General features: G+C 41.0%; 23 protein-coding genes. 20 read left to right on the forward strand and 3 right to left on the reverse strand.

The features are described 5' to 3' along the window. Window positions 1-25: 25 nt before the first annotated feature. Window positions 26-385: a helix-turn-helix domain-containing protein gene (locus tag ACXAD6_RS08855; protein ID WP_160835678.1), complete on the reverse strand. Its 360-nt coding sequence runs from the start codon at window positions 383-385 to the stop codon at window positions 26-28. A 186-nt stretch (window positions 386-571) separates the two neighbouring features. Between ACXAD6_RS08855 and miaA the strand changes: the two genes are divergently transcribed. From miaA to ACXAD6_RS08900, 9 genes are all read left to right on the forward strand, one after another. Beyond that, window positions 572-1,516, forward strand: a complete 945-nt coding sequence (miaA, locus tag ACXAD6_RS08860) for a tRNA (adenosine(37)-N6)-dimethylallyltransferase MiaA (protein WP_474968558.1) — start codon at window positions 572-574, stop codon at window positions 1,514-1,516. Window positions 1,517-1,546: 30 nt separating this feature from the next. Next, window positions 1,547-1,771: an RNA chaperone Hfq gene (hfq, locus tag ACXAD6_RS08865; protein ID WP_474968559.1), complete on the forward strand. Its 225-nt coding sequence runs from the start codon at window positions 1,547-1,549 to the stop codon at window positions 1,769-1,771. A 149-nt stretch (window positions 1,772-1,920) separates the two neighbouring features. Beyond that, window positions 1,921-2,862: an AAA family ATPase gene (locus ACXAD6_RS08870; RefSeq protein ID WP_474968560.1), complete on the forward strand. Its 942-nt coding sequence runs from the start codon at window positions 1,921-1,923 to the stop codon at window positions 2,860-2,862. Window positions 2,863-2,941: 79 nt separating this feature from the next. Beyond that, window positions 2,942-4,177: a GTPase HflX gene (gene hflX / locus ACXAD6_RS08875; RefSeq protein ID WP_474968561.1), complete on the forward strand. Its 1,236-nt coding sequence runs from the start codon at window positions 2,942-2,944 to the stop codon at window positions 4,175-4,177. A 17-nt stretch (window positions 4,178-4,194) separates the two neighbouring features. Then, on the forward strand, window positions 4,195-5,457 hold the full coding sequence (locus ACXAD6_RS08880) for a methionine gamma-lyase family protein (RefSeq protein ID WP_474968562.1): 1,263 nt from the start codon (window positions 4,195-4,197) through the stop codon (window positions 5,455-5,457). A gap of 110 nt (window positions 5,458-5,567) precedes the next feature. Then, on the forward strand, window positions 5,568-5,972 hold the full coding sequence (locus tag ACXAD6_RS08885; protein WP_474968563.1) for a MerR family transcriptional regulator: 405 nt from the start codon (window positions 5,568-5,570) through the stop codon (window positions 5,970-5,972). Between the two features lie 28 nt (window positions 5,973-6,000). Continuing rightward, entirely contained in the window at window positions 6,001-7,332 is a 1,332-nt protein-coding gene (gene glnA, locus ACXAD6_RS08890) for a type I glutamate--ammonia ligase (RefSeq protein ID WP_474968564.1), read from the forward strand. A 232-nt stretch (window positions 7,333-7,564) separates the two neighbouring features. Then, complete coding sequence (locus ACXAD6_RS08895) at window positions 7,565-8,665, forward strand: N-acetylmuramoyl-L-alanine amidase (protein WP_474968565.1); 1,101 nt, start codon at window positions 7,565-7,567, stop codon at window positions 8,663-8,665. An 87-nt stretch (window positions 8,666-8,752) separates the two neighbouring features. Further along, complete coding sequence (locus ACXAD6_RS08900) at window positions 8,753-8,983, forward strand: hypothetical protein (protein WP_474968566.1); 231 nt, start codon at window positions 8,753-8,755, stop codon at window positions 8,981-8,983. A 65-nt stretch (window positions 8,984-9,048) separates the two neighbouring features. Here the strand turns inward: ACXAD6_RS08900 and lexA are convergent, their stop codons facing one another. Next, a complete protein-coding gene (gene lexA / locus ACXAD6_RS08905) occupies window positions 9,049-9,672 on the reverse strand; it encodes a transcriptional repressor LexA (protein ID WP_474968567.1) in 624 nt (207 codons plus the stop codon). Window positions 9,673-9,978: 306 nt separating this feature from the next. On the opposite strand from lexA, the gene ACXAD6_RS08910 reads away from it, so the two are divergent. The 5 genes from ACXAD6_RS08910 to ACXAD6_RS08930 all read left to right on the forward strand — a co-directional run bounded on the left by ACXAD6_RS08910 (window position 9,979) and on the right by ACXAD6_RS08930 (window position 14,811). Further along, window positions 9,979-10,629: a YneB family resolvase-like protein gene (locus ACXAD6_RS08910; protein WP_474968568.1), complete on the forward strand. Its 651-nt coding sequence runs from the start codon at window positions 9,979-9,981 to the stop codon at window positions 10,627-10,629. 101 nt (window positions 10,630-10,730) lie between these two features. Continuing rightward, window positions 10,731-10,964, forward strand: coding sequence for a DUF896 domain-containing protein (locus ACXAD6_RS08915; RefSeq protein WP_474968569.1), 234 nt, complete (start codon window positions 10,731-10,733; stop codon window positions 10,962-10,964). Between the two features lie 171 nt (window positions 10,965-11,135). Continuing rightward, a complete protein-coding gene (tkt, locus tag ACXAD6_RS08920; RefSeq protein ID WP_474968570.1) occupies window positions 11,136-13,139 on the forward strand; it encodes a transketolase in 2,004 nt (667 codons plus the stop codon). Between the two features lie 343 nt (window positions 13,140-13,482). Further along, the gene (locus ACXAD6_RS08925) at window positions 13,483-13,707 is read left to right on the forward strand and encodes a YneF family protein (protein WP_008640348.1); all 225 of its coding nucleotides are present in this window, start codon (window positions 13,483-13,485) and stop codon (window positions 13,705-13,707) included. Window positions 13,708-13,896: 189 nt separating this feature from the next. Beyond that, complete coding sequence (locus tag ACXAD6_RS08930; RefSeq protein ID WP_474968571.1) at window positions 13,897-14,811, forward strand: tyrosine-type recombinase/integrase; 915 nt, start codon at window positions 13,897-13,899, stop codon at window positions 14,809-14,811. Window positions 14,812-14,927: 116 nt separating this feature from the next. On the opposite strand, the gene ACXAD6_RS08935 is transcribed toward ACXAD6_RS08930, so the two are convergent. Beyond that, window positions 14,928-16,667, reverse strand: coding sequence for a DUF262 domain-containing protein (locus tag ACXAD6_RS08935; RefSeq protein ID WP_474968572.1), 1,740 nt, complete (start codon window positions 16,665-16,667; stop codon window positions 14,928-14,930). Window positions 16,668-17,059: 392 nt separating this feature from the next. Between ACXAD6_RS08935 and ACXAD6_RS08940 the strand changes: the two genes are divergently transcribed. The 6 genes from ACXAD6_RS08940 (at window position 17,060) to ACXAD6_RS08965 (ending at window position 22,988) form a co-directional block, all read left to right on the forward strand. Beyond that, window positions 17,060-17,737 (forward strand): NUMOD1 domain-containing DNA-binding protein, encoded by a 678-nt coding sequence (locus ACXAD6_RS08940; RefSeq protein WP_474968573.1) that lies wholly within the window; start codon window positions 17,060-17,062, stop codon window positions 17,735-17,737. Window positions 17,738-17,835: 98 nt separating this feature from the next. Further along, a complete protein-coding gene (locus ACXAD6_RS08945; RefSeq protein ID WP_474968574.1) occupies window positions 17,836-18,642 on the forward strand; it encodes a helix-turn-helix domain-containing protein in 807 nt (268 codons plus the stop codon). A gap of 735 nt (window positions 18,643-19,377) precedes the next feature. After that, window positions 19,378-20,181 carry a DUF6602 domain-containing protein gene (locus ACXAD6_RS08950; protein WP_474968575.1) on the forward strand — a complete coding sequence of 268 codons (804 nt, stop codon included), beginning with the start codon at window positions 19,378-19,380 and terminating at the stop codon, window positions 20,179-20,181. 186 nt (window positions 20,182-20,367) lie between these two features. Beyond that, window positions 20,368-20,760, forward strand: a complete 393-nt coding sequence (locus ACXAD6_RS08955) for a hypothetical protein (protein WP_474968576.1) — start codon at window positions 20,368-20,370, stop codon at window positions 20,758-20,760. 87 nt (window positions 20,761-20,847) lie between these two features. Continuing rightward, window positions 20,848-21,831, forward strand: coding sequence for a phage lytic cycle repressor MrpR family protein (locus tag ACXAD6_RS08960; protein ID WP_474968577.1), 984 nt, complete (start codon window positions 20,848-20,850; stop codon window positions 21,829-21,831). A 311-nt stretch (window positions 21,832-22,142) separates the two neighbouring features. Then, on the forward strand, window positions 22,143-22,988 hold the full coding sequence (locus tag ACXAD6_RS08965) for a DUF2971 domain-containing protein (RefSeq protein ID WP_474968578.1): 846 nt from the start codon (window positions 22,143-22,145) through the stop codon (window positions 22,986-22,988). Window positions 22,989-23,193: the final 205 nt, after the last annotated feature.

Here is a 23,193-nt window from a genome sequence, read left to right on the forward strand (position 1 = left end):
ATTAATTTTCAAGAACAGGGGAGGGTCAGGAAATGTTTTTCTGCTGGAGCAGAAAACGAAAGTAATTATCGATCTGCTTAATATCTTCCGGCTGTATTCCGAACCAGGCTTTTTTATCAAAAAACACAGGTTTTGAATATCCCTTCGTTTCCAGAAGGTGCTTGATTTCCCTCATTTCATCTTCCAATTCGTCGCTCAATCCAAGGAGATAATCTGCAGTGGTATGAAGAGCATGAGCAATCTTCGACAAGTCTTCTAGATCAGGGGATGTATAGCTGCGCTCCCAGTTGGATACCACTTGGGGAGAAACACCGACTTTTTCAGCCAGCATAGCCTGAGTCAAACGTCTTTCTTTGCGAAGTGTGCGAATCCTTTCATGAACCACGGTAGACGCCTCCTTTTTTTATACTATAACACAAACTAACGATATGCGATAGTAAGACTAACGAATATTTTGAATTTAACTAACGGAATCCGTTACTATGACTAACGGATTCCGTTGATTAAGTCGTTGAGGTATGATTGTAGAGCCATTCATGTATAATAGAGATGGAACAAAGGAGGTGGAAGTTTGAAACCAATGGTAGCTGCTGTTGTTGGACCGACCGCGGTCGGTAAAACAAAGCTGGGTGTCCAGATTGCTCAAAAGTTTAATGGAGAAGTTATCAGTGGCGATTCCATGCAGATCTACCGGACTATGGATATTGGAACAGCCAAAGTGACCCGGGAGGAAATGCAGGGAATTCCTCATCATATGATTGATATCAAGGATCCTGAAGAGTCTTTTTCTGCAGCTGAATTCCAAAGGAAGGTCCAGTCATTAATATATGAAATTCAAAAGCGGGGGAAGCTCCCTGTTTTAGTAGGTGGAACCGGCCTTTACATACAAGCAACCTTGTTTGATTTTGAGTTTACAGAGGAAAAGAAAGACGAAGCAGTAATGAAACAGCTTGAAGAAGAGGCAGCCGATCAAGGTCCCGTGCATATGTACGAAAAGCTTAAAAGCCTGGATCCTGACCAAGCAGCTAAAGTCCATCCAAATAACAGCCGCCGGGTGCTGCGTGCGCTCGAAATTTATGAAACAACTGGGAAAAAGATGAGTGAGCAGGAGGCGGCGAAAGCCTGGGATTCTCCATTTACCCCTCTTTTGATCGGTCTTGAGATGGACCGGGAGCGTCTCTATGAGCGTATTAACAACCGGGTGGATCAAATGGTGGAAGAGGGTCTTGTGGAGGAAGTCCGCCGCTTATATCAGGCAGGACTTAAAGATGCCCAGTCCATGAAGGCCATCGGCTATAAGGAATTGATTCCATTCCTGGAAGGGGAGGTGGACCTTCAGGAAGCGGTTGACCTTCTTAAACGGAACTCCAGGCGCTATGCCAAGCGGCAGTACACGTACTTTAAAAACAAACTGGATGTCCACTGGTATGAGGTAACACCTGAGAACTATGAGGATAAATTTCAAACGATTTTCGCAGATTTAGCAGGAATGATCGATAAAAGCGGCGAATCGTAATATTACAGATAGAAAAGAGGAGGAAGATCCATGGCTCAATCCGTAAACATTCAAGATAACTATTTAAATCAACTACGCAAGGAACGTATGCAGGTGACAGTCTTTCTTACCAACGGCTTCCAACTGCGTGGAGTAGTGAAGGCTTTTGACAATTTCACTGTTTTATTGGAAACCGAAGGGAAGCAGCAGTTGATATTTAAGCATGCCATCTCTACATTCGCACCAATCAAAAATGTATCGCTGGATAAGGAATAAGGCTTACATAAGTCTTGAGTGAATGGGAAAAGCGGATGCTCTTGAAGCATCCGCTTTTTTGTGGTTTTATCAGACTGTTTTTGCTGTGGGCGTTTGTCACAGGTTCTTTCCCTGATGCGTATGATGAAGCAGAGTAAGGAGGGATCCACGTGTATCCGCAAGCTAAAACAGCAAGGCCTGGTACGATTAACATTGTGCTTCAAGATGCAAAGGCAGGGCCTGCACCAGAAAGCAGGGTCCTCACCAAGGAACTGTCCCCCCCGCCCTTCCAGATGATTGATGATTTCTTTTCTTCCATAGTAGGTCTTGAAGGTTTGAAAAGGCAGATGAAAGAGATCTATGCGCAGGTGGTCATTGCTGGGAAAAGGGCTGATGCCGGGTTGAAAAAGAACCAGCAGGTGCTTCATATGGTGTTTAAAGGGAATCCCGGAACCGGAAAAACGACATTGGCCCGTATGGTCGCCCGCCTTTTTCATGAAGCGGGAGTGCTTGAAAAAGGTCATTTTATTGAGGCGGACAGAAGTGACCTGGTGGGAGAATACATTGGGCACACCGCTCAGAAAACAAAGGATTTAATCCATAAAGCCCTTGGAGGGGTTCTTTTTATTGATGAGGCGTATTCACTGGCGCGTGGTGGTGAAAAGGACTTCGGTAAGGAAGCGATTGATACCATTGTGAAATGCATGGAGGATCACCATGATGAACTCGTCATCATCCTTGCCGGGTATCCGGAAGAAATGGAAGATTTTCTAACCATTAACCCCGGCCTATCCTCCCGGTTTCCATTAAAGCTTTCCTTCAAGGATTATTCGTGGCGTGAGTTGTCTTCCATAGCCGGAGGGATGCTTAAAGACAGGGAATACCAGTTGGCTCCTGCAGCTGAGGTGAAACTTCACGAACATCTGCGGTCCGTCTGCTCCCGCTCCCGTTTGAATTTTTCCAATGCCAGATATGTGAGGAATATGATCGAGGAAGCTGTCCGGAGGCACGCGTTTCGTATCATGACAGAAGAGTCCCCGGCAAAAGCGGTACTGATGACGCTTGAAGCCGAAGATTTTTCATTTCCAAAAGACGAAGGGCGTGTCCATTAAAAGGGGATGATACTCATAGATCCCCTTTTTCTGTTATGATGAAGGTGGATGATACAGGTGTAGAAAAGAAGGTGTTTAGATGAGCGCAAATGAACGCGTCATTTTAGTAGCAAGAAAAGATCCGGCGGAGCTGGAGGAACGCTTCCAGTCTTCTTTGGAAGAACTGCAGTCCCTGACAGAAACCGCCGAGGGAGAAGTGTGTAAGATTATTACACAAAAGCGTGACCGGGTTCATCCGGCCACGTATCTTGGTGAGGGTAAGCTGCAGGAAATTAAGGAAGCCGCCGAAGATAATGAGGCGGAACTGATTATATTCAATGATGAGCTTTCTCCAGGACAGCTTCGAAATATTCAGGACATCGCTGAGGTCAGGGTCATTGACCGCAGCCAATTGATTCTGGACATATTTGCCGGCCGGGCACGGACGAAAGAAGGGAAGCTTCAGGTAGAGCTCGCACAGCTGCAGTACCTCCTTCCACGTCTTTCCGGGCAGGGAACGTCACTGTCCCGACTCGGGGGTGGAATCGGAACCCGTGGTCCTGGTGAAACAAAACTTGAGACAGACAGGCGTCATATCCAGCGCCGGATTGATGATATCAAACGACGGCTGGATGCTGTTGTGAAGCAGAGGGAGCAGTATAGAAAGAGGAGAAAAGAAAACCGGGCGTTTCAGGTGGCTATTGTAGGTTACACCAACGCAGGAAAATCGACATTCTTCAATAGAGTCACAGACAGCCGGTCGTTCGAGGAGGACCTTTTGTTTGCGACGCTTGATCCTTTGACACGGCAGATGAGCCTGCCTTCGGGCTTCCAGGCGCTCGTATCGGATACGGTCGGTTTCATTCAGGATCTTCCAACAACGCTGATCGCCGCTTTCCGTTCCACATTGGAAGAGGTAACGGAAGCAGATTTTATCGTTCACATGGTGGATGCGTCCCATCCGGATCACATCCAACAGGAGAAAATCGTGCTGCAGCTGCTCGGAGACCTCGGTGCTTCGCAGCTTCCCATGCTTACGGTCTATAATAAGATGGACCTTCTGAACGAAGATTTCATTCCGGATTCATTTCCTTCTATAACTGTGAGTGTCCATGATTCCATCGATTTGAAGCGGATCCTTCATAAACTCGAAGAGGTACTTAAAGAAGAATGGGACGAGTATGACGTCTTCATCCCTGCTTCTGAAGGGAAACGTCTGCAGCAGTTCAAAACGTACAGCATGGTCACATCGCTTACGTTCCATGAGGATAAGGAAGGGTATGCCCTTCACGGATATATCCATCCCGACCATCCATTGAAACATCAGATTTATTAATAGAAAGAGAGTGCAGCATGAATATTCAAGCTTTGAAAGAACAAGTAGAAACACAAATTACAGATCAACACAGACACATTGCGCGCATCGTTGAAGAAAACCAATCCAAGGTCCTTGATGCCTTTCAAAAACTACGGGTCAGTGATTCCCATTTCAATCCAACAACAGGATATGGGTACGATGATTTCGGCAGAGATACCCTGGAAGCCTTGTATGCCCGGATTTTTAAGGCGGAGGATGCCCTTGTCCGTCCTCAGCTTATTTCAGGCACGCACGCGATTACGACGACACTGTTCGGCGTGCTGCGCCCGGGAGATGAGCTTCTCTACATATCCGGGGATCCTTATGACACGCTGACAGAAGTGATTGGTACAGAGGGTGGAGAGGATAAAGGTTCCCTTAAAGATTTCGGTGTAACGTATCGGTCCACCCCTCTGGATGAGGCGGGTGATTTTTCCAAAGGAAAAATCAAGGAAGCTGTATCGGAGAAAACAAAGGTTGTCGCGATTCAGCGCTCCAAAGGCTATGACAACAGACCTTCCTTCCCCATTAAAAAGATAGAGGAAATCATTTCGTTTGTTCGCAGCTTGAAAGAGGATGTCATCATTTTTGTTGATAATTGTTATGGCGAATTTGTGGAGACAAAAGAACCTCTTGAAGCAGGAGCAGATCTTATCGCGGGATCTTTGATTAAAAATCCTGGTGGAGGGATCGCCCGCATTGGCGGATATATAGCCGGGAAGAAAAGTCTCATTGAATTGTGCAGCTACAGGCTGACAGCTCCGGGGCTCGGTAAGGAAACCGGGGCCAGTTTGAACAGTCTCCAGGAAATGTACCAGGGGATTTTCCTCGCTCCCCACGTCGTAGGGGAAGCGCTGAAAGGAGCTGTCTTCACATCCAGATTTTTAAGTGAATTAGGCTTTGATACGAATCCGTCCTTCGATGCTCCGAGAACGGACTTGATCCAATCCGTCAATTTTGAAAGTGCCGATCAGATGATCCGATTCTGTCAGGCTATTCAGCAGGCATCTCCGGTGAACTCCCATGTAACCCCACAGCCGAGTGCCATGCCTGGTTACGAGGATGAGGTCATTATGGCTGCGGGGACCTTCATACAAGGGGCGAGCCTGGAGCTCACGGCCGACGGTCCTGTACGCCCGCCGTTCACCGCCTATGTACAAGGCGGACTTACGTATGCTCATGTGAAAACAGCTGTGATGAAAGCGGTGCAGGGTCTTGCCGATGAAGGAATGGTAAAGGTGGATTCCAGAGCCTACTAAAGCCCTTACAAAAAAAGCGCGGCTATAGTGTAAACATTCCTCACATATGTTGACATCTTCCCTCTGTCACGTATAATAAAAGTATCATCTTTACGGGAGGAGGCACATCGATGAGTGATGAAATTCGTCGTTCTATGCCGTTGTTCCCGATGGGGATTGTTCAATCGTTAACAGACCTTACAGCCAGGCAGATCCGTTATTATGAGCAGCACGAGCTGATCCACCCTGCCAGGTCTGAAGGGAACCGTCGTATTTTTTCCTTCAATGATGTTGATCGACTGCTTGAAATCAAGGACCTCATTGACCAGGGAGTGAATATGGCGGGAATCAAAAAAGTTCTTAAGCTTGAAGAACAGCCCGAGAACGAGGTATACGATGGAGACCGTGTGAAGGAAGTTCACAATGAATTGACCGATAAACAGCTCCGCCGTATGCTGCAGCAGGAACTATTCACCGCGGGAAGACAAGGAAAACTAGCCATCAGGCAGGGAGAAATGTCAAGATTCTTCCATTAATGAATTTTTGTTGGAGAGGGGTATTTCTATGGGTTTAACAAGAGAAGAAATATTTAAGAAAATCGACGAGGAAAATGTCAAGTTCATCCGTCTGCAGTTCACGGATATGCTGGGCACAATCAAAAATGTGGAGATTCCACTAAGCCAGCTCGACAAAGCACTGGACGGAAAAATGATGTTTGACGGATCCTCCATTGAAGGATTTGTTCGTATCGAGGAGTCAGATATGTACCTGATCCCTGACCTGGATACGTTTGTCGTTTTCCCATGGACGTCAGAAAAAGGGAAAGTGGCCCGATTCATCTGTGATATTTACAACCCGGACGAAACTCCTTTCGAAGGATGCCCGCGCTATAACTTGAAGCGCAACATTAAGAAAATGGAGAAACTCGGATTCTCTGCCTTTAATATCGGTACAGAACCTGAATTTTTCTTGTTTAAATTAGACGAAAAAGGCGACCCATCCCTGGAGCTGAATGACCGTGGCGGTTATTTTGACCTCGCTCCTACCGATCTTGGGGAAAACTGCCGTCGTGATATTGTGCTGGAACTTGAGGAGATGGGCTTTGAAATCGAAGCCTCCCACCACGAGGTTGCCCCGGGTCAGCATGAAATTGATTTTAAATATGCAGATGCTGTGAAACACTGTGATGATATCCAGACCTTCAAGCTTGTTGTTAAAACAATCGCGCGTCAGCACGGTCTGCATGCAACCTTCATGCCGAAGCCTCTGTTTGGTGTGAACGGATCTGGTATGCATGCCAACATGTCCCTCTTTAAGAATGGGAACAATGCGTTCTTTGACGAAAGTGGAAAGGAACAGCTTTCCGATGTGGCTTATCAGTTCACAGCAGGCATTATTAAGCACGCAACAAACTTTACAGCGGTGACCAACCCGACTGTAAACTCCTATAAGCGTCTCGTGCCGGGATATGAAGCGCCATGCTACGTAGCCTGGTCCGGACAGAACCGCAGTCCGCTTGTTCGAGTACCGACGTCCCGTGGCATTAGCACACGTATTGAAGTGAGAAGTGTGGATCCAGCCGCCAACCCTTACATGGCAATGGCAGTCCTGCTTGCTGCGGGTCTTGATGGTGTGGAAAATGGACTTCAGGCTCCAGCACCAGTAGACCGCAACATTTACGTTATGGATAAAAAAGAACGTGAGGCTCACGGTGTCAAAGACCTTCCTGCAACATTATATGATGCATTGGAAGAGCTTCAGGAAGACCCGATCATGGTGGAAGCTCTCGGTGAGCACCTGTTCGAGCATTTCATTGAAGCGAAGGAAATCGAATGGGATATGTTCCGTACCCAGGTTCATCCTTGGGAGCGCGAGCAATATCTGCAGACCTATTAAATAGAAAGACAGAAGGCCCTGACTTACATAAGTCGGGGCTTTTTTATATTTTCCTCAGCATCTGCCGTTGGAATCACCCCGAATCCTGGGAGAAAATCTAACATGGTTCATCATTTTATAGGAAAGGCCGACACCAACGTTCTTATCCAAGCATACATTTGGAGTAGGATGATAGAAGAATGTCCTAGTAAACCCCCTTTTCCAGGAAGGAAGAGTGGAGAGAGGGATGTATATGGCAAGATTAATCAATCCAACAGGGAAATGGAATGGACGTACAGTAGCTTTGGATGATGGACATGGAATGGAAACTCCGGGAAAAAGAACGCCATACATTCAGGAATTAGGCAGACAAATCAAGGAGAACGAATTCAATCGTAAAGTTGTACAGTATTTATCGAACATTCTGCTGGATCATGGATTCCGCGTGCTTCTCGTAGCACCGACAGATGAAGACACACCATTATCCTACAGGACGAGAGCGGCCAATGAGAACAATGCGGATATTTATGTATCCGTTCACTACAATGCTTTTGATGGGTCCTTTGGCGGGGCAGATCCAAACGGAATCGAACTTTACGTCTATCCCGGATATTTGAACCGGTCCGCCGGGCGTCTTGCTTCATCACTTGCGAAATACTTACGCCAGGGCACCGATCAAAACTTCAGAGGGATTAAAGAAGCGAACTTCCACGTTCTACGTGAAACGGATATGCCGGCAGTGTTAACAGAGAACGGCTATATGGATAACAAGCGGGAAGCATTATTGATGATTGACGAACGCTTTCAAAAAGAAGTTGCAGAGGAGCACGCTCGGGGCATTTTAGAATACTTTGGAGTTCTGTTCAATGGCGGAATCGACTATCTTTCGCTTGGGGATACCGGCGCGGAAGTCAAGGAAATGCAGGAGAACTTATTAAAACTGGGTTATACCATGAATGGTTATGGAGCTGACGGCAGCTTCGGTCCTGCCACAGAAGCGGCAGTCAAGGCTTTTCAAAAAGACCAGAAGCTTGAAGTGGACGGCTTTTATGGACCGAAAACGAAAGCGGCTGTGCAGAAAGCCTTGGAAGACCTGGATAAAGGAGAAGAGGAAATGGAAAAATTGGCAGTTGTCATAAATTCTTTTGCGGATTTTCCTGCCGTTGAAGCGCTGGCAATCCGTAAAAATGCATTAATTGCACTTAGAGCCGTAGCAGAAAAACGTCAGGTGGCTGAACAAATTATTGTGGCTGGAGGAGGCACAGATGGGCTTAAGGGGAGTAATTTTATTGACTTGACGGGAAAAACCAGATTGGAAACCTCCCAAAACATTAAAAATTATTTAAGTAAATAAAAGAGCTGCAAAACATTCCAGTGTACATTTCCCTTGTTCCTGCATATAATAAATGTAGAACAAATGTTCGGTTAAGGGGTGTGCACAATGGAAACGATTTTCAAACAGTCTGTAGAAAATAAGAAGATCATCGATATGATCTATCTATCTAAGGGGAAACATTGGTCTCAGCGTTCTGTAAGAGTGATTAAAAACCATCCTGATGCCATCCTTGCTTATTGTCTGCAGAAGAAGAGCGTCCGCACATTTTTGAAGAAGAATATTTATTCTGCTGATTTCCGGAGACGGAATAAAAGAAATCGTACGGGGGCTTCTTAACGTTCATATTCTCATGTTCAATACAAAAAACGGCGGGATTGCTCCCGCCGTTTTTTGTATGTGTATTAATGAACGGTACGGTATAAGCCGACGACTCTTCCGAGAATGGATACATCATTTAAAATGATCGGTTCCATCGTGGCATTTTCAGGCTGAAGACGGATGTGATTCTTCTCTTTAAAGAATCGTTTGACAGTAGCCTCTTCCTCTTCCGTCATAGCCACAACTATATCCCCGTTCTGGGCAGTCTGCTGCTGTCTGACAATGACCATGTCCCCGTCAAGAATGCCTGCCTCAATCATACTTTCTCCTTGAACGATAAGGACGAACGTATTGTCTTCCGATCCTGCAAGCGTATCCGGGAGGGGAACATATTCTTCAATGTTCTCTACCGCCGTAATCGGTGAACCAGCCGTAACTTTACCGATGACAGGGGCATAAGTGGCTTCCCCGCGGGGGATACTGTGGTCTTCTTCCAGATCAATCACTTCGATGGCCCTTGGTTTCGTAGGATCCCTGCGGATATATCCCTTTTTCTCAAGACGGGATAAATGACCGTGGACGGTTGAACTGGAGGCCAGCCCTACAGACTGACCGATCTCCCTTACAGATGGGGGATATCCTTTTAGTAGAACCTGTTCTTTTATGAAATCTAGTATTTCCTGCTGCCGCTTTGAAAGTTTGCTCATAGATTAGCACCTCGTACATAGGATTATAGTAACCACATTGTACCATGCCATCCTCAAAAATACAAACAAGCGTTCGAAAAAAGTCGTTGACAAGAACATACATTCGTCTATAATAGGTATTAGAAAATGCGAACAGAGGTTCTTAGGAACGTTCGTTCTTAAATGGAGGGTTAATTATGTTTAATAAACTATCAAAACTGGACTACACTTATATCGTTTTGTTTATTGTTAGTTTTGCTATTCTCTATTATTCTATGGTTACAAGCGGATAAACCTTGAAAACCAGTAGAAGCGGGGACATACATCATGAGAGTAATCCTATATTGTCGCGTAAGCACGGAAAAAGAGGCCCAGGTCAGCTCCTTGAAAAGACAGAAGGCAGAACTGTATGCCATGGCCGAACACCATGGAATGGAAGTGGCCGCCTGTATAGAGGAGCAGGCGAGCGGGTATGAGATTGAACGGGAAGGTGTTTTCCAGATGCTTGATGCTTTTTCCAATCACGAAGCAGAGGCTCTGTTGGTTCAGGATGAGACGAGGCTGGGCAGGGGAAATACAAAAATCGCTTTGTTCCATCAATTGAACCGGTTGAATGTTAAGGTTTATTCCTTAACCCATAACGGGGAACTGCATCTTTCCGAGTCAGACTCCATGGTTCTTCAGATTGTGGGCATCGTTGAGGAGTACCAGAGAAAAATTCATAATATGAAAATCAGGCGGGGGATGCAGAAAGCGGTCGCCGAAGGCTATGATCCATCTTCGAACCTGTCCAATCAGCATCTGGCAGCGGGGAGAGAGAGGAAGGAATTTCCGATCGAAGAGGTTGTCAGGCTCAGAGGGAGTGATTTGACGTTCAAGGACATTGCGGCAACACTAAGAGGGCTTGGGTATGATGTATCCAAGGCAACGGTTCACCGCCGCTATCAAGAGTACATATCACTTGAAAAAGAAGAATAGGCAGGTTACTATAGGAACATAAGGGAGACAAGAGTCTTAGGGCTGCTTGTCTTTTTCATGTTCTAAAGCTGATCCAGACTATAAAAAAAGGAGAAGGATCTATGTTATCTCAAGAAAAATTGGACCGTATAAACGAATTAGCCAATAAATCAAAGCAGCAGGAATTATCGGAAGAAGAGAAAAGCGAACAGAAGAACCTGCGTCAGGAATATTTACAAAGTGCCCGTAAATCATTCAAAAACCAGTTGAAAGGTGTCACGGTTATCGATCCTGCCGGGAATGATGTGACTCCTGCCAAACTGCGTCAAATGCAGGAAAACGAAAAGAAAAACTAAACGACTGAACCGATCCGCATCTTCTTTAAAAGGTGCGGATTTTTTTCGTTTAATTCTACAGAAACACGGGGAAATTAAGGAAGGGCGGAGGACAAAAGTTTGCACAACGCCTTGTTTCATTATAGGATAATACATGGTACATATACCTGTACAGAAAGGGGATTATTGGAAATGGCAAAAAGTCTTGAACAAACTTCAATTGATACCATTCGAACACTAACGATCGACGCAGTAGAAAAAGCAAGTTCCGGTCACCCGGGTATGCCTATGGGGGCTGCTCCAATGGCTTATAAACTCTGGACGGAATTTATGGATCATAATCCTAAAAATTCAAACTGGTTCGACCGCGACCGTTTCGTCCTCTCCGCAGGACATGGATCCATGCTTCTATACAGCCTTCTGCACCTTTCCGGCTATAACGTGACAATGGATGATCTAAAATCATTCCGTCAGTGGGATTCTAAAACTCCCGGACACCCGGAATATGGACATACAGACGGTGTGGAAGCAACAACCGGTCCTCTGGGACAGGGACTCGCAATGGCAACCGGAATGGCGATGGCTGAAGCCCACCTTGCCGGAAAATACAACCGCGAAGGCTACAACGTCGTGGACCACTATACATTCTCCATCTGCGGTGACGGTGATTTGATGGAAGGAGTTTCCCAGGAATCTGCTTCGCTTGCCGGCCACCTTGGTCTTGGAAAGCTGGTTGTCCTTTATGACTCCAACGATATTTCTCTTGATGGAGATCTTGACCGTTCCTTCAGTGAAAGTGTTGAAAAACGCTATGAAGCATATGGTTGGGAAGTTATCCGTGTTGAGGATGGTACCGACGTGGAAACGATCGGACAAGCGATCCAGCAGGCAAAAGCCAACACATCCCAGCCGACGATGATCGAAGTGAAGACTGTGATCGGCTATGGTTCTCCTAACAAGTCCGGTAAATCTGATTCGCACGGTGCTCCACTGGGCGAAGAAGAAGGAACAGCTGCCAAACAGTTTTACGGATGGGAACACGAACCATTCCATGTTCCTGATGAAGTATACCAGGACTTCCAGGATAAAGTTCAGAAAAATGGCGAGGACAAAGAGCAGTCCTGGAACGAATTGATGGCTTCCTACAAAGAAGCTTATCCAGAGCTTGCGGAAGAACTGGAAGCTGCTATCCGTGGAGAGCTGCCTGAAGGATGGGAGAAGGAACTTCCATCTTATAAAGTGGGCGAAGACAGTCCGGCTACCCGTGCAGCATCTGGTGACGCCATCAATGCATTGTCCAAAGCCGTTCCATATTTCTTTGGTGGAAGTGCGGACCTTGCAGGATCCAACAAAACGGCTGTGAAAGGCGAAGAAGATTTCTCCCGTGAGAATTACGCAGGCCGCAACATCTGGTTCGGTGTACGTGAATTCGCTATGGCAGCTGCCCTGAACGGTATGGGGCTTCACGGCGGATTGAAAGTTTATGCTGGAACATTCTTCGTATTCAGTGACTACCTTCGTCCAGCGGTTCGACTGTCAGCTCTTATGAGTCTTCCGGTCAATTATGTGTTCACTCACGATTCCGTTGCTGTAGGGGAAGACGGCCCGACCCACGAACCTGTGGAACAGCTGGCTTCTTTAAGAGCAATGCCGAACCTTTCCGTGCTTCGTCCGGCGGATGGGAACGAAACCAATGCAGCGTGGAGGCTTGCTCTTGAGTCCGAAGATAAGCCATCAGCCCTTGTGTTGACTCGTCAGGGGCTTCCTACACTGGAAGGAACAGAAGAGCATGCATACGAAGGTATGAAACGTGGGGCTTACATTTTGAGTGATTCAGATAAAGATGAGCCGGATGCCATTCTTCTTGCTTCTGGTTCAGAGGTTCAGTTGATTGCTAAAGCTCAGGAAGAACTTAAGACAAAAGGCTATGATGTCCGAGTCGTGAGTGTGCCTTCCTTCGACCGCTTTAATGAGCAGTCCGCTGAATATAAAGAAAAGGTTCTTCCGAACAGCGTGCGTAAGCGCCTGGCTGTTGAAATGGGAGCTTCCTTCGGCTGGGAGCGCTATGTAGGTCTTGACGGATCTGTCATTGGTATCGACACATTCGGTGCCTCAGCTCCAGGTAATACAGTCATTGAGAACTACGGCTTTACGGTTGAAAATGTTGTCAAACATGCTGAAAACCTTATGAAGTAAGTGGAGAAGGCTGTTCCTATAGGGACAGCCTTCCTTATACATATGTGAATCTCATGTGATAAACTTTTACGATAGAAGCATCCAGCCGTTTTATAAGGAACAAGCTTGTGACCTTTTCGAAAATGGCTTGACTTATGGTATAATAAAGAGTAAGAATGAATGTTGTTTCTCCCAGAGGACGGAAACCGGGTACTTTACTCATCCAAGGGGTATCTTCACCATTGGAGTCGTTTATGAAGGCTGCAGAGGTGGAGAGGAGGCCGCGTTAGAAATGGCTATTGTATTCTATTAATCGTTTTACTATACTGTTATGGGAGACAACACGAAGGAGGAAGACGAAGACATGACATTGGGGATCGTTTGGGTTATCATCATTGCTCTATTGACTCTTGTCGGTGGTGTTGCACTAGGCTTCTTCATCGCCAGAAGATATATGATGAACTATTTGAAAAAGAACCCGCCAATCAATGAACAAATGTTACGTACACTGATGATGCAGATGGGGCAGAAGCCTTCTCAGAAGAAAATCAATCAGATGATGCGTTCAATGAACAATCAAATGAAATAATGAAATTGAACTTAAATCCTTTAATATCAAGGGTTTGAGCTTGTTATTTTCATTTAACAATGACTGCGTTAAGCACACAATTGCACTGTTGACTTAATCTTTCATTGAAATAATGGGGATAACGCTTAATCTTTCTTAAAAGCCACTTTTTCTATTGAGAAATTAATCAATAGGAAGGTGGCTTTTTTAATGGAATTATTAGAAGACATACTTGAGGAGTATCTTTATCATTGTATGGCTAAAGGGTTTACACCCAAAACAATGAAGAATAAGAAACAGGAGTACAAACAGTTAAAGCATTACTTAGTAACTAAACGTGCTATTAAAGAGCTAGAGAGCATCACTAGGCACGATTTAAAAGCTTACATGAGGTATAAGCAGCAAAGTGGATTGCAACCTCAGAGCATGGTTACTATGGGGAAAATGATAAAAGCATTTTTCAATTGGTGTGTGAAAGAGGAATATTTGCAGGAAAGCCCTATGGAAAGAGTTGAATTGCCTAAAGTACCTAGCAAAGTTATTGAAGGTTTCACTCTAGAAGAAGTACAAGCTATGATTAATTGCTTTAGTTACGATACCTACTTAGAGGTACGTAATAAAGCGATAGTTGCTATGTTAGCGGATTGTGGGTTACGGGCTATCGAATTGCGTACACTGAAAGAATTTAACGTAAAAGATGCATCTATCCTTGTTAATGGCAAAGGAAATAAAGAGCGTATGGTTTCTGTTAGCCCTGTTTTAAAGAAAATCCTTATTAAGTATGAGCGAATTAAAAAGTCATATTTTAGAGATGAAATTAAAGCTGGTAACTATTTTCTGTCATACCTTGGTGGAGAATTATCGCACGTTGGTTTATACAACGTTATTAGTGAAGCTGGAAGACGTGTAGGTATCAAAGGTAAAAGGGTGAGTCCTCATACATTCAGGCATTTTTATTCGGTTCAGAGCTTATCTTCAGGTCAGTTAGATATATATACACTATCTAGACTTCTTGGACATGCTGATGTATCCACCACACAGCGATATTTGTCTTCTATGAGTGACATTGAGCTTATAAAAAAAACGGCCAATTCTAGCCCTTTAATGAACTTTAAAAGAACTTAAGCGGAATAAAGATAAAAAAAGAAGCGGACCACCGCTTCTTTTTAGTAATAAGGTTTAACCTCATATCTCATATATCTATACCAAAGAACATTTATAAAGTTCCATTTCCTTTGGTTTTAAAACAAACTTAATTGAGATTTGCTCTTCTGATTTCCTTTACTCAAGCCCCATAAATGGTAATAGGCTTCCTTTGCCATTGCTTTATTTCTATTATTTATGTCTTTATCTGTCCAATCAGAATAGGAAGAGTGCTCGCTTACGAACTTTTGTGTATAAGCTAATTTTGACTTGCCGAAGTAACTTAACTTCTTAGGGAAAGGTTTTGTATCTGCTAATTGGTTTAGCTTCGCATTTAAAGGAATCAAATTGCCTATTTCATCAAATCTCTTTGCACCTGTACTTTGTGGAATGATATGTTCTAATGTAATACTTCCAATTGTTAATTCACCTGTTTCTTGCAACCGGTGCTCAAAAACTGAAAAGATATATTGAATTAGTTTCTTGTCCGGAGTGTGGTCGTTACTATATTTAAGCTTTGCAAAGTCCCTCTCAAACCTTTCATAGTTTGGAATCTTACTTGATAAGTACTCTTTTAATTCATGTAATACACTGTTTACTTCACTTTTGCTCTTTGAGTTTCTAATTTTTCTGGCTATTGTAGAGTATTTGCTTTCTAATCCTGCTGCTCTATCAGAACAAACTGCTGTAAAGATAAAGTGGAAGCTTTCTAATAGTTTTAGAGTTTGAGTAACCTGCTTTATGCTTAGCGACTTATCAGCTCTTTTTGCTAACAGAGAGAGTATGATGGTTTTCGGTTGTGTGACTCTAAATATACTTAAAGCCTTTAAAGAGAAGTAAATATCTCTTTCTTCTTGAAGCTGCCAATCCTCTAATTTTGGATAGCTAATCTTTCTGTACACTTCTGATTCATTATAAAGATTGTCGAGAAACTTTCTCATTTCTTTTTCTCCACTAATCTTTTGCTTTTTATAAGCTTTATACAGCCTGTTCTGTGTGATAAATTCATATTTTGATAACCAAAAGTGTCTTATAAATGTATTAATACTCATATCTTTGTGGTCTGATTTGGTATTTTGTATTATCATTTTCCACTTATCTTTTGCTTCATCTACTGGATGGTCGTAATTCAATATCTTAAATATATCGTTTTTGATTAGGTCTGTAGTTGTTAAATTTATGCCCTTAGAATTTAAGGTTTCGAATATAGTGTATGCTTCATCCATATTGTTTACAGAAATAAAAATTGTTTTGAGAGACAATAATTGGTCCCTAATTGAAACTAAGTACTTTATGTAGTTGTCTAAGCTATCAAAAGATGCTTCGAGTTCTTTAAGCTTATGGAAGAAAAATTCATATGTAGTATTTAGACGTAGTTCTTCTTTTGTGTCAGGATTCATCTTTTCTTTTGAGTAATTTTGTATAGACATTTGAAAGAAAGGTTTTGGATTCTCATTAACAAGTTTAAAGAATTTTTCCGAATTTAAGTCCTGTCCTTCCACATAACTATATAAACCTTTAGCTAAGTTTTCTTTCCCTTTGCTTAAGAAAGCCTCAATTAAAGCTGAGAAAAAAACTGTTATTGTAGTTAACCTTTGCTGACCGTCAACTATGTGAAATGCATAATCACCTTCCTGTACTAAGACAAGAGAGCCGATGAAGTACTCTTTGTTTTCATAATTGTTTCCATTTTCTTCAATGTTTTCTATGATGTCGTTCCAAAACTCGTTAATTTCATCTTTCTTCCATGAATACTCTCTCTGAAATCTAGGTATAACATACCTTACTTCTGAGTTGAAAATCTGCGAAATTGTCTTATCATATGCGTGAATCTTCAATTCATAACCTCCTTGAGACTATTTATACCTATTAATTAATAAGTGTACAACTCAAATCTAGTTTTATTATACCACATTTTACCTATATATTAATCAGTATAAACATTACGGAGTAAACTACTGCTGGATAGTTAATAGGTTAAGATTAATCATCTAAGCAAATATAGTCTCATCACATATTCAGCGATATCAAATAGTTTACATAAACCTCTATAGTCCCTTTAACGTCATTTAAGTTTGACAAATTTAGCTTTTTGATTTAGTATTAATTTAAGTGTTAGTAAAAGTGCCTGTTCGCACTTAACAAAAACTAAAATTAATATAGTTGAAGAACACTCCAAAAAAATAAAAAGCTCATTTAGAGCTAAATAAACAAAAGGAGTGTTTTAATAATGAAACAAGATGAAATGGTTACATCAGCTAGTGTGGAGGAAGAGGCTATTGTTCTTGCTAAAGAAAGTGGAAGGTACGCAAAGGATAGAGTAGCCAATAATCCATCGTATATTAAGAAAGGGGTTAAGTATGAACTCGAGACAGGAGATAAACTAATTAAACAGTTAAAGAGAAAACTACCTGATAAATGGCTGAGATTTTTAGCTCTTACAGCTAACTACTTAATTCACAATAGAGATAAAATGAAGCGCCCAACATTTGATAGGATAGACCCTGATGGGGATTATGCGCTAAATAATTTAGATATCTTGACCTTTGAAGACAATACCAGGAAAGACAAAGCTATACCTGTTAATGTGTTAGACCTTAAAGGTAAAGAATATGCCCAGTACCCTTCAATGAGAGCTGCTAGTAAAGCTCTCGATTGTACTAGAGAAAATATTGGTCAATATTGTCATAGTGGCGTTAAGTATTTGGATAATTATTTGATACAAGCTGTAGGAGATAAGAAAGGTCAAAATAAATCAAAACGGGAAAAGTTACAATATTCCATCATAAAAGGGCAGGCAAAACTAGAATTTTATGATGATAATGAAGAACATGTAATTCATGAGCGTACAGAAGAGATGTACATTAAGATACAGTACCCTGAAATTTATGCTTTTAAGAAGAGTTGAAGGGAAGCGGCTCAGCCGCTTCTTTCCATCTTTCCTATCACTCAACAGATAAAAAGGCATCTTTTAGATGCCAATATTATTGATAGGAGAGATTTTAGTTGAGTTTACAAGTAATTGATAAGGCCACAGGTGAGATTAAGACAGAGGATTACAAGTTGGTCCACAAAGGAACTTCAGAAGCATTCAAGAAGCAGGAGCAAAGAAAACAGAGAAGGAGACGTGATTATACTTGTACTGATATGGAGAAAGTGTGTGAGGTTATGCATACTCTCACTCCAGCACAATGTGGATATTTATTAGTTCTTCAATGCTTTATTGATTATGATACTTCTGTACTTAAGAATCCAACGCATTCTAAAGAAAGCATGACGAAAAAGGACATAAAGAACGTTCTAAGTATTAAGAGTAGGTCTACATTCAGTAACTTTTTTAACAAGTGTGTACAGCTAAGAGTATTGGAAGAGAATGAGGAGGGTGAGTTCTTCATAAATCCTGAACTTCACTTCAAGGGGACTACTAACAACCGCTTTTATATCAAGTCTTTTACAACAAAGATAAGAGGGTTGTTACAGTTTACCAAGCCAGAGGACTTAGGTAAAATCTATCGAATGTTACCATACGTACATTATGAGACAAATGCTTTGTGTCATAACCCTGATGAGAGGAACCGTAGACTAATTAATCCATTGAGTAGAGAAGACTTAGCAAGTTTGATTGGGTGTAAACCTCAGACAGTTTCTAGGACTGCTAAACGCTTAACTATTGATGGAGAGTATGTATTAGCAAGAACATCGGTAGGCAACCATACAATGTACACTTTTAATCCATACATCTTTAACAGAAAGCATTCAGACTACATTGAGCCAACGCAAGAAGTGATGTTTTCTTTTAAGGTAAATAACTAATTAACTAAAGAGCAGAGAGCAGGTGTATGCCTGCTCTCTATTTTTGTGTGTTCTCATATGTACATATGGGTGTATAGTGTGTCCTCATATATACACTTTAAACAATGATTTTTTTGAGGTTTTCACCGCAAAAGTGGGGTCGGTTATTGTGGAATTGTTCTTAGTCTTTACTAAATATACGTAACGTTACAAAAAAAGTTAATTATTAATGTTATATAAATGTAACTGAACAAATAAGACGAGCAACGAAGTTGGGAGGTGTTTTGTTCAGCCTAAGCAGGTGCTTGAAGCGTAAGCTTCATTACCTGCGCGGGAGTGGTTACCGAAGGTAACCTATAAAAGTCATATTGAAACTGTGTTAAGAGAGGGGGAAAGTAGACGTTTTGTTAACCCATCATCGCTTCGCTTCAGGTGGATTAAGTGAAAACATCACTTTTACCCTCTCACATCTAAATTGTAGAAAGATTAAATACTGAAGGTCTTCTAATCACAATAACAACTACGAACGAGTGTAAAAATAGTCATCTTTAAAGCTGATTTGGAAGAGTTTTACTCACTAAAACGAGAGTGAATTACGTTTTTATAACTGCCCTATAGATAGGTTTTGCTTTGGTTTTTCAAAAGCAGCGAAGCAAAAAAATTAATACGAACGATAAAGATTCTTTCTGAAAAGGAGATTGTAATTTTATGCTGAATTAATAGATATATGTTACAACTATGTTTAGGAGGGGTCTGATGAGAAGGGATATTGAAAAGTTCCAAAAATCAATTTCATTAGAGTTATATACCATCAAGAATAGAGTAAGGGAATTAATTGGGGATGCTAACTGGGGAGAGGAAGGTCGATATAAAGAATCTATACTAAAAAACGTCTTGAGACGATTCCTGCCAAATAATTTTAGTATAGGTACTGGGTTTATCGTGTCTTCAGGGGAAGATTCTGAAGAGATTCGTTCCTCTCAGATAGACATTATTATTTATGACAACTCATATCCTCTCTTGTTTAATGAGGGGGATTTCATTGTTACCTCTCCTGAAAGTGTGAAAGCTATTATAGAAGTCAAAACAGCTCTCGATAATGGAAGAATTTCAAGGATATTAGAAACTGCAAATAAAAATGGAAGAATTGCTTCTGAATCAGTGTTTAATGGTGTTTTTGTTTATGAAGAGAGAGAACTAACAATAGAAAGAGATATATTGAACCCTGAACTATATGAATCATTGATACAAAGCAATGGAGAAGTTAATCATCTTTGTGTAGGTAAAGACTTCTTTTTCAAGTATTGGGATAGTCAAACTAAAAGCGCACAACAGTTTAATAGGGTTTATAGTTACTATAGAATAAAGGACCTCGCGTATTCATATTTCATATCTAACTTGATAGAGAGCATTACTCCAGATAAAGTAAAAGACAAATCATGGTTTTTATATCCAATTCGCAATCAATTTGGTAAAGAAGGTCATCGCTTGAATGATGTACGGTTAAAAAATGATTCAACTTCTAATGATGTCCAGAGTCTTAAAACGAATGAAATGTAAGTTTTATTAGAAAATTGAGAAATTATCTTTACAAGATACTACATTCGTGGTAAATTGTTATTAGAATTAATTGTTCGGTTGCACGCTAAAACCAACAGTTTTATTTAGGGGTATCCCTAATTGAAGCTGGGTTTTATGCGTGCTTTTTTAGGTACCCCGTAAATTTAATTTATGGAGGTTCTAAGCATGATTAGTAAGAAGAGTAAGGTTTATGGGAAGTATGAAACAAAAATTGAAAGTGGAGAATTAGTTAGTATCATTGATGTACCCAGAGATGATTTGATTGAACTGAACAGACATCATGTGATTGGTGAGATTGCTGGACTATTTAAAAGCGACCATATTGAAGTAAAGAAAGTTTTAAAAGACAACAAAATTGATTTGACCTCAAGAAAGTTTTTTGAGGAAATGGACTTTTACTTTGAGGGTATAATATGGATGGAAAAGATATTGGAAGATGAGGGTGTTACTGGCTTAGAGGAAGCTAAAATGGACGTTGTTGACGATGATAAATTACATCCATTGGTTAAGGGACACGTTATAAATTTAATAAATGATAAGCTAAAAAGCTTTAGATGAATGTTATTGTAGAAGCTCATTGTTAATGGGTTTCTACTTATAATCGTACAAAAACTATAATTAATATCTGCAGAAGGGGAAGTTGATATGTATTACAAAAAAGACACAAAAGAGAAGTTCTTGGTGAAGTACGAAAACAATCAAACAAATGAAAACTACTCAAGGTTATTCAGAGCAACAGAAGCAACAGAAGACTTGCTTGAAAAAGACTTAGGTGAATTTAACAAAGAGGAGAGTGAAGCTTTGTTTAAAAACACACTTAAACCATCCACTAAAGGTTCTGCAAGAACAACTGGAAGAATGATTACAAAGTATCTAGACTTTGCTGTTGAAGAAGGAATGAGAGAAGATAACTACCTAACTGAACAACCTAGTAACTACTTCTACAACTTCATCAGTAAAAAGAATATTGAATTTATCCATGTGGATGACATTCTAGAGATTTCCACAAAGACTTTAATTAATGCTCAAGACGGTGCAATAATCCAGCTTATTTTTGAAGGAGCGCAGGGGAGCGGAGTATCAGAGCTTTGCAACCTTCATATTGATGATGTAGATGTACTTAATAAAAAAGTAACATTGCGTGATGATAGTAAAGCTAAAAAGAAAAAGGGTACGGATGTAAGAACGATTAGTGTATCTGAAAATGCTATCCATCTCCTAAAGCTAGCCGCTTCTGAAAAAGTTTATGAGAAGAAAAATGGAGATACTGAAGACCTACCGAATAACGTGAAGCCAACGACTGAGTTGGCAGATACACCTTATGTATTCAAAACAGCGAAGACTTATAACACTGACTCTGAGGACAAAGTTAAAAAGTACACTATTTACAACCGTTTGGATATGGCTAGAAATATAGCGGGTCTAGAAGAGTATATTGAATTGCTGAACGTTAAAAGTATTGCTAAGAGTGGAATGCTTTACATGGGACATCAGCTTTATAAGCGTGATGGAGAGTTTGGATTGGCACAAATGAAAGAAGTATGTGAGCAGTTTGGCGTTAGTTATAGTTGGGGAGTAAGAGATTATTTAAATCTAGAGATGATAAAAGAAGTTTACATAACAGGATGAATTTGCATTTAACTAGGTTTAAAAGCATGGTATAATAGAACTCCACTAGCTTTTTGGGGCAGGATGGATTACTTTTTTTGTTTATCCATTAAGACTACCGCGAAAACACCTTGCTTCATTTTTGAAGTGAGGTGTTTTTGTTGTGAAATGAAAAGTTTTAGCGTGCGCTAATGGGATGCATTGTATTGTGTTTTTGCGGTGGAGCAAATGAGAAGAGTGAGAAAAAATTTGTGCTAAATAATTGATTGATGTCTTCAAGTGTTTTTTTAATATTAAATGTTATAATCAAATATATTTTAAGGGGGATTCTTATGGATATAAGTTATAAAGGGTATGCACACATCCACGCTATGGACTTTGAAAGTGTTTATGATATGTATGATGAGCTATATAAAGTGAACGACAATCCAACTGTTTGGAGATACATGGATTTCAGAAAACTAGAGTTACTTTTCGAGCAACAAGCTCTGTTTTTTGCAAAACCAAGTGAGTTTATTGACCCTTTAGAGGGAAGTTATTCTAAATGGGATGTAGATTCAATGAATGAATCATTAAGTGGAGCTCCATTAGTTACTAGAGAATACATGAAAAAGGTGCAAGAATTTTCAGGTATTTCCTGTTGGCACATGAATGAGTATGAATCTGCAGGAATGTGGGATTTATATTTAAGCTCAGTTGATGGGGTAGCTATTAAATCTGATTTTGAAAGTCTCATGAGAAGTTTAGAAAATAAATGGTATAGAATTTTTGCTGGGAAGGTTCAATACATAGATTATAAAAATGACATGACAAGCAGAAACATCTATGACACGTTATTTTTCAAAAGAAAATCATTTGAACATGAAAAAGAATTGCGACTGATGGTAGTGGCTAGCAGATACTTCGAGCAATATCTTGAACGCAAATTTGATAGAGAAGGTATTCCAATTGAAGATTGGGAAGAAAAAATGAAAGAGATAGAAGAGGAGTCTTATGAGTTCTTTAGCAATGCTGGGCAACTGGTTCAGTGTAATATAAATAAGCTTATTCAAAAAATTTATGTTTCTCCTAAAAGTTCGCCAGAGTTTGTTGAAAAGGTAAAGCAGCTCGTTGAAAATAATGGTTTCAACCGAAACATTGTTACACAGTCTGATTTATATAATGATTACATTTATTAATAGAATTGATGGACCAAAGAGTATCGCTAATACACTTTGAATGATAAGTTGAATGGATTGTGTATCAATAACGAATGTTTTTGATACACAATATACTAAAGGTGGAATGAAAGCTCAATAGTGAAGAAATCAGTTTCAAATCCCGTGTCTAAAACAATGTTTCGAAATTCACTTGTTATTACGTTTTTGATACAATTAATGTATA

Source organism: Halobacillus sp. ABH2_015 (assembly GCF_056158945.1).

Bases quoted from the DNA above. Each gene is read 5' to 3' on its own strand.
- ACXAD6_RS08895 (WP_474968565.1), top strand. From the start codon at position 7,565: ATGGCAAGATTAATCAATCCAACAGGGAAATGGAATGGACGTACAGTA.
- ACXAD6_RS08965 (WP_474968578.1), top strand. From the start codon at position 22,143: ATGGATATAAGTTATAAAGGGTATGCACACATCCACGCTATGGACTTT.
- hflX (WP_474968561.1), top strand. From the start codon at position 2,942: ATGAGCGCAAATGAACGCGTCATTTTAGTAGCAAGAAAAGATCCGGCG.
- ACXAD6_RS08930 (WP_474968571.1), top strand. From the start codon at position 13,897: ATGGAATTATTAGAAGACATACTTGAGGAGTATCTTTATCATTGTATG.
- ACXAD6_RS08950 (WP_474968575.1), top strand. From the start codon at position 19,378: ATGAGAAGGGATATTGAAAAGTTCCAAAAATCAATTTCATTAGAGTTA.
- ACXAD6_RS08915 (WP_474968569.1), top strand. From the start codon at position 10,731: ATGTTATCTCAAGAAAAATTGGACCGTATAAACGAATTAGCCAATAAA.
- glnA (WP_474968564.1), top strand. From the start codon at position 6,001: ATGGGTTTAACAAGAGAAGAAATATTTAAGAAAATCGACGAGGAAAAT.
- tkt (WP_474968570.1), top strand. From the start codon at position 11,136: ATGGCAAAAAGTCTTGAACAAACTTCAATTGATACCATTCGAACACTA.
- ACXAD6_RS08880 (WP_474968562.1), top strand. From the start codon at position 4,195: ATGAATATTCAAGCTTTGAAAGAACAAGTAGAAACACAAATTACAGAT.
- ACXAD6_RS08960 (WP_474968577.1), top strand. From the start codon at position 20,848: ATGTATTACAAAAAAGACACAAAAGAGAAGTTCTTGGTGAAGTACGAA.
- ACXAD6_RS08925 (WP_008640348.1), top strand. From the start codon at position 13,483: ATGACATTGGGGATCGTTTGGGTTATCATCATTGCTCTATTGACTCTT.
- ACXAD6_RS08940 (WP_474968573.1), top strand. From the start codon at position 17,060: ATGAAACAAGATGAAATGGTTACATCAGCTAGTGTGGAGGAAGAGGCT.
- ACXAD6_RS08910 (WP_474968568.1), top strand. From the start codon at position 9,979: ATGAGAGTAATCCTATATTGTCGCGTAAGCACGGAAAAAGAGGCCCAG.
- ACXAD6_RS08955 (WP_474968576.1), top strand. From the start codon at position 20,368: ATGATTAGTAAGAAGAGTAAGGTTTATGGGAAGTATGAAACAAAAATT.
- ACXAD6_RS08900 (WP_474968566.1), top strand. From the start codon at position 8,753: ATGGAAACGATTTTCAAACAGTCTGTAGAAAATAAGAAGATCATCGAT.
- ACXAD6_RS08885 (WP_474968563.1), top strand. From the start codon at position 5,568: ATGAGTGATGAAATTCGTCGTTCTATGCCGTTGTTCCCGATGGGGATT.
- lexA (WP_474968567.1), bottom strand. From the start codon at position 9,672: ATGAGCAAACTTTCAAAGCGGCAGCAGGAAATACTAGATTTCATAAAA.
- hfq (WP_474968559.1), top strand. From the start codon at position 1,547: ATGGCTCAATCCGTAAACATTCAAGATAACTATTTAAATCAACTACGC.